The organism is Micrococcus sp. HMSC31B01 (assembly GCF_001816085.1).
Taxonomy (GTDB): domain Bacteria; phylum Actinomycetota; class Actinomycetes; order Actinomycetales; family Micrococcaceae; genus Micrococcus; species Micrococcus luteus.
In genome coordinates, this window is record NZ_KV825129.1 from 1 (window position 1) to 4,496 (window position 4,496).

Annotated in this window: 6 protein-coding genes and 1 pseudogene; 2 read left to right on the forward strand and 5 right to left on the reverse strand. The window is 72.8% G+C overall.

Going from position 1 to position 4,496, the window contains the following annotated elements; all coding sequences use genetic code 11:
* Positions 1–43: 43 nt before the first annotated feature.
* Positions 44–232 (reverse strand): annotated as a pseudogene (locus HMPREF3105_RS12705) (acyl-CoA dehydrogenase); the annotation flags it as partial.
* 151 nt (positions 233–383) lie between these two features.
* Here HMPREF3105_RS12705 and HMPREF3105_RS06565 point away from each other — a divergent pair.
* A complete protein-coding gene (locus HMPREF3105_RS06565) occupies positions 384–1,907 on the forward strand; it encodes a PQQ-binding-like beta-propeller repeat protein (protein WP_070709009.1) in 1,524 nt (507 codons plus the stop codon).
* 66 nt (positions 1,908–1,973) lie between these two features.
* Here the strand turns inward: HMPREF3105_RS06565 and HMPREF3105_RS06570 are convergent, their stop codons facing one another.
* The 4 genes from HMPREF3105_RS06570 to HMPREF3105_RS06585 are packed head-to-tail and all read right to left on the reverse strand — an operon-like array spanning position 1,974 to position 3,718.
* A complete protein-coding gene (locus HMPREF3105_RS06570; protein ID WP_070709010.1) occupies positions 1,974–2,387 on the reverse strand; it encodes a DUF805 domain-containing protein in 414 nt (137 codons plus the stop codon).
* Positions 2,388–2,397: 10 nt separating this feature from the next.
* A complete protein-coding gene (locus HMPREF3105_RS06575) occupies positions 2,398–2,676 on the reverse strand; it encodes a DUF7010 family protein (RefSeq protein WP_246830342.1) in 279 nt (92 codons plus the stop codon).
* Positions 2,673–2,996 carry a hypothetical protein gene (locus tag HMPREF3105_RS06580; protein ID WP_020626551.1) on the reverse strand — a complete coding sequence of 108 codons (324 nt, stop codon included), beginning with the start codon at positions 2,994–2,996 and terminating at the stop codon, positions 2,673–2,675. The genes HMPREF3105_RS06575 and HMPREF3105_RS06580 overlap by 4 nt, the downstream gene beginning before the upstream one ends.
* 56 nt (positions 2,997–3,052) lie before the next feature.
* Complete coding sequence (locus HMPREF3105_RS06585) at positions 3,053–3,718, reverse strand: class I SAM-dependent methyltransferase (RefSeq protein WP_070709012.1); 666 nt, start codon at positions 3,716–3,718, stop codon at positions 3,053–3,055.
* 383 nt (positions 3,719–4,101) lie between these two features.
* Here HMPREF3105_RS06585 and HMPREF3105_RS06590 point away from each other — a divergent pair, with 383 nt between their 5' ends.
* The gene (locus HMPREF3105_RS06590) at positions 4,102–4,353 is read left to right on the forward strand and encodes a hypothetical protein (protein ID WP_141762447.1); all 252 of its coding nucleotides are present in this window, start codon (positions 4,102–4,104) and stop codon (positions 4,351–4,353) included.
* Positions 4,354–4,496: the final 143 nt, after the last annotated feature.

A 4,496-nucleotide genomic window follows, 5' to 3' on the forward strand; every position in this document is an offset into this window, starting at 1 on the left:
CCTGGCCTGAGGGGCTCCGCCACGCGCCGCACCGGCCGGCGCCTCAGCCGCCCAGCCGGTAGTGGCGCTCGAGCGGCGTGCCGTTGACGGCCCGGTCGCCGAGCAGTCGGGCGCGGTAGATCAGCGGGTTGTGGCTGGCGAGCACCCGCGCATTGCGCCAATGCCGGTCCAGCCCGCGCGTGCGCAGGGTCGCGGAGGCCCCGCCCACCTCGAACAGGCGGGTCGCCGCGCGCTCGAGGGCGTCACGTGCCGGTTCCCGCGACGGGGGCGCGCCGTCGGCGCCGTCGGGATGACGAGCCGCACCCGCCGCCGTATTGCGAACCATCCGCATCAATCGCTATTGTGAATCAGTCGCATCTTCTCGCCCTCGTGAAAGGTTCCCCGTGTCCCACTTCGCCCCGCAGCGCCGTGCCGCGCGCGCCGCCACCTTCTCCGCCACCCTCGCCGCCGCAGCCATCGCCCTGACGGCGTGCGGCGCGGACGCCGACCCGTCCGGCCCGACGTCGGCACCCGCCTCCGCCTCGGGCAGCTCCGAGTCGCCGGCGGGTGAGGCGACGGCGGGTGAGGCGACGGCGGCCTCCTCCGTCTCCGCGGAGGACCGCGTCGACCCGACCCAGACCACCGAGGTCTCCGCGGTGACGCCGCGCATCCTGCTCTCGCACGAGGACGGGCTCACGCTGCTCGACGCCGAGTCCGGTGAGGTGGTGAAGGAGCAGGACGTCGCGGGCTTCAAGCGGCTGAGCAACGCCGGCAACGGCAAGGACGTCCTGGTGACCACCGGGAACGGCTGGGAGGTGTTCTCTGCCGGCATCCAGGCCAAGGCCCACGGCGATCACTTCCACAACTACGAGTCCGCGCCCGGCATGACCGGCGTGACGTTCCCGGGCGATCACCCCGGCCACGTCGTCACCCACAACGGCAAGACCACCCTCTTCGCGGACGGCACGGGCGCGATCCGCACCTTCGACTCGACCCACCTGGACAAGGCGACCCCGGACCTCATGCCCGTCATGACGGAGGCCGAGACCGAGGACCCGCACCACGGCGTGGCGCTCGAGCTCTCCGACGGCACCCTCTTCACCACGCAGGGCACCGAGGAGTCCCGGAACACGCTCCAGGTGATCGACCCGAAGACCGGCGAGGTCAAGGCCGAGACCGACGACTGCCCCGGCAGCCACGGCGAGGCCGCGGCCCAGCCGACGGAGGCGGGCGACGTCGTCGTGATGGGCTGCGAGAACGGGCCCGTCGTGTACCGGGACGGCGAGTTCCACAAGGTGGACGTCGAGACCGAGTACCAGCGCTCCGGGAACCTGTTCGGGCTGCATGACTCGCCCATCGTCCTGGGTGATCACAAGGTCGAGGAGGAGCCGAAGGAGGCCGTCGAGCGGCCCACGGAGATCGCCCTCATCGACACCCGCACCGATGAGCTCACCACCGTGGACCTCGGCTCGTCCTACTGGTTCCGCTCGCTCGGCCGCGCTGAGGACGGCTCCGCGGTCGTGCTGACCTACGACGGCGAGGTCAACGTGATCGACGAGGAGACCGGTGAGGTCACCGCCGAGTACCCGGTGATCGAGCCGTGGAAGGAGAAGGACGAGTGGCAGGAGCCCGGCCCGATCCTCAAGGTGGCCGGGAACACCGCCTACGTCACCGACGCGGAGGCCCAGAAGCTCGTGGCCGTCGACCTGGAGACCGGTGAGACCGTCCTGGAGAAGGACCTGGAGTTCGCCCCGGTCGAGATGGCCGTGGTCACCGGCCAGCCGGAGTCCGTGAAGCCCGAGGAGGCCGCTGATGCCGAGTCCGGCCACGACGAGCACGCCGACCACGATCACGGCCACGAGTCCGACGAGCACGCCGACCACGATCACGGCCACGAGTCCGACGAGCACGCCGACCACGATCACTGATCAGGTCGGGCCAGGGGAGCGGGGGTCGCGTCGTGGGGACGCGGCCCCCGCCGTCGTGTCCGGGGGTCAGCGCCGCGCGGCCGTGGCCCCCGCCGGCACCGGGTCCGACGCATCGGCGGGGTGTCCGAGGCGCGGGGCGGACGGCTGGAGCGCGAACACGAGCAGCGTGAGCGGGCCGACGAACGGCACCAGCCCGAGGAACAGCCACGCGCGGCTGAAGCCGGCATCGTGGAGGCGCCGGGCGAGCAGGGCGAGCGAGGGGAGTGCGTGCGTGATCCCCACGAGGAGGACGGCCGCGTCGCGGAGGGGCAGGTCCGGGGAGCCGAGGATGAACACGGCCAGGGCGGTGGACACGAAGTGAACGGCGTTCTGCAGGAGCCACACGTAGAGCGCCGCGAGCCAGAAGTCGGCGCGGGAGGCGCGCCCGCTGAACTGCGCGTAGCCGGCGTAGTAGCGGCGGATGGCCTGAAGCATGTTCATGGTCCGGCCCTCAGTCCTGCCGAGGGGACGCCAGCAGCCCCTGCGCTGCGACGATCACGAGCATCGCGGCGCCCGCCGCGGCCGCCCCCGCGGGCCCGGCCACGGGATCGCCGAGAGCCGCGAGTACGGCACCGGCGAGCCCCAGCACGGCCATCGCCCCGCCGATCCACCAGAACACCGGGGCCTGGAATGCCCGGGCGAACGGGAGGAAGTGGCCGCCCACCACGGCGGCCACCAGGGCGATCTGCGCCGTCGGTGCGTCGAGCGCGAGTGCCACCAGGCGTGTCACGGGGAGGAGCGCCAGCATCGTGACGACGGCGATCCCGTAGACGCGCCGCGGGCGGGCGCCTGCACGGCGGGCAGCACCCGCCGGCGCAGCAGCACGACCACCAACGTGAAGCCGATCAGCGCGATCGCGCTGCCGCGCAGCGTGCCCTGGTGCTCGGCCGGCAGCCCCGCGATCCCGCCGAACAGGAAGGCGCCGCCGCCGACCACCCCGATCAGCCCGCCCCACACCACCGGGTGCCGGAGGTGGCCGATCCCGCGGACGGGCGGGTCGTCGTCGAAGTGGGCCGGCCGCATGGGGCGGGCCGTGGTCGTGTCCGTCATGGTTCCCCCTCGCATCACGTGTGACATGCGTCATCCTGCCATGACGGGTGGACGGGTCAGGCCCCCTGTGGACAGGCCCCGATGATCATCAGCGGGTGCTCCGCCGCGTCGAATGGGCGGCCGTGCCAGTCGCTCCAGACGCGGTCCACCGCCAGCCCCGCCGCCGTGAGGTCCTCGGTCACCTGCTCCACGGAGCGGAACTGCAGGTGCTCTTCACCCTCGCCGTCCACGCCCTCGTCCGAGTACTCGGTGCGCCATCGGTGCACGACGACGCCGTCCGCGTCCGGCGCGCTCGTCGCCTCGGACTCGACGAGGCGACCGGCCGCCGTCGTCCGTTCCGTGGGCTCCTGCTGCCAGTCCTGGCCGATCAGGTGCATCGCCACGTTCCCGCTCATGATCTCCAGGTCCGCCGACGCCGGCTCGATCAGCTCCGCGGTGCCCCGCCGCCACTCGACGCGGTCCCCGCCGGGGCGCGCCCGGGCGACGCTCAGCATGGCCTCGGCCGGGTCGATCCCGACGACGGCGCGGTCATCGCCGGTCAGCGTCACCGTGAGCGATCCGGTGCCGCAGCCGAGATCGACGATCCGCCGGGCGCCGGACTCCTCGGCCGCCCGGCGGAAGTACGCGTGGTCCTCTCCAGGCGGGTTGTCGAGGTCATAGAGGGCGACGACGCGGTCGTCGTCGTAGGCGCGGCGGTTCGTCTCGGCCGGGTCCGGATGCATGGACGGCACCGTATCGTGGAGATGACCGCATCCCCCCACCAGCTGGACGACGAGGAGTTCGACCAGCGGCTCGAGGGCTGAGCCGCCGTGATCTGCCGCGCTCACCCCACGAAGACGCAGAAAGGGGTGGCCGGCCGGGTCCGCGAACACGTGCAGGGGCTCGTCCTCGTCGTCAGAGCGGTCCAGGACGAGGCGCCCGCCCAGGCCTAGGACGTGTCTGACAATGAACCCGGGGGTCAGCTGACACCCTGGAGCGCATGTCTCGTTTCGGGACTGAGGCGCGGCATCTCGGGGCTTCTGCGTGATCGCCGGACCGGGAGGCGGCCGCCGTGGTGCTGGCGACCCTGGATCGCTAGGATCCCGAGTACCCCTACGTGGTCCTGGTGGCCGCGACCGCGCCCTGCCGGATGGAGGCCGTGGACTTCCGCACGGGCACGTTCCCGCACGTGCTGAGCTGGAAGGCCACGGAGGAAGCGGAGACGGTGCGCAACGCCGCCGTGGACATGGGCCCGCGTGAGGCTGCCGCCGGTGCGCTGGCCGTGCTTGCCTACGCGTCCTGGCTCCGGGGCGAGGGCTCCCTGACCGATGACCGCCTGGCGCTCGCCAAGGCGTGCGCGCCGGGGCGCGCGCCGTGACCGCCATGATCGGCGCCACCTCGGTGGCCGCGGTGGCCCCCGAGCCCGCCCTGGCCTGGAAGCACATCAAGGGCAGACCGAAACGGCCGGCGGGGCCGCTCACCGGCGGCCCCGCCGTGTCGAGGACTGGGCGGCACGGCTCC

Bases quoted from the DNA above. Each gene is read 5' to 3' on its own strand.
- HMPREF3105_RS06580 (WP_020626551.1), bottom strand. From the start codon at position 2,996: ATGACGGACACGACCACGGCCCGCCCCATGCGGCCGGCCCACTTCGAC.
- HMPREF3105_RS06570 (WP_070709010.1), bottom strand. From the start codon at position 2,387: ATGAACATGCTTCAGGCCATCCGCCGCTACTACGCCGGCTACGCGCAG.
- HMPREF3105_RS06585 (WP_070709012.1), bottom strand. From the start codon at position 3,718: ATGCATCCGGACCCGGCCGAGACGAACCGCCGCGCCTACGACGACGAC.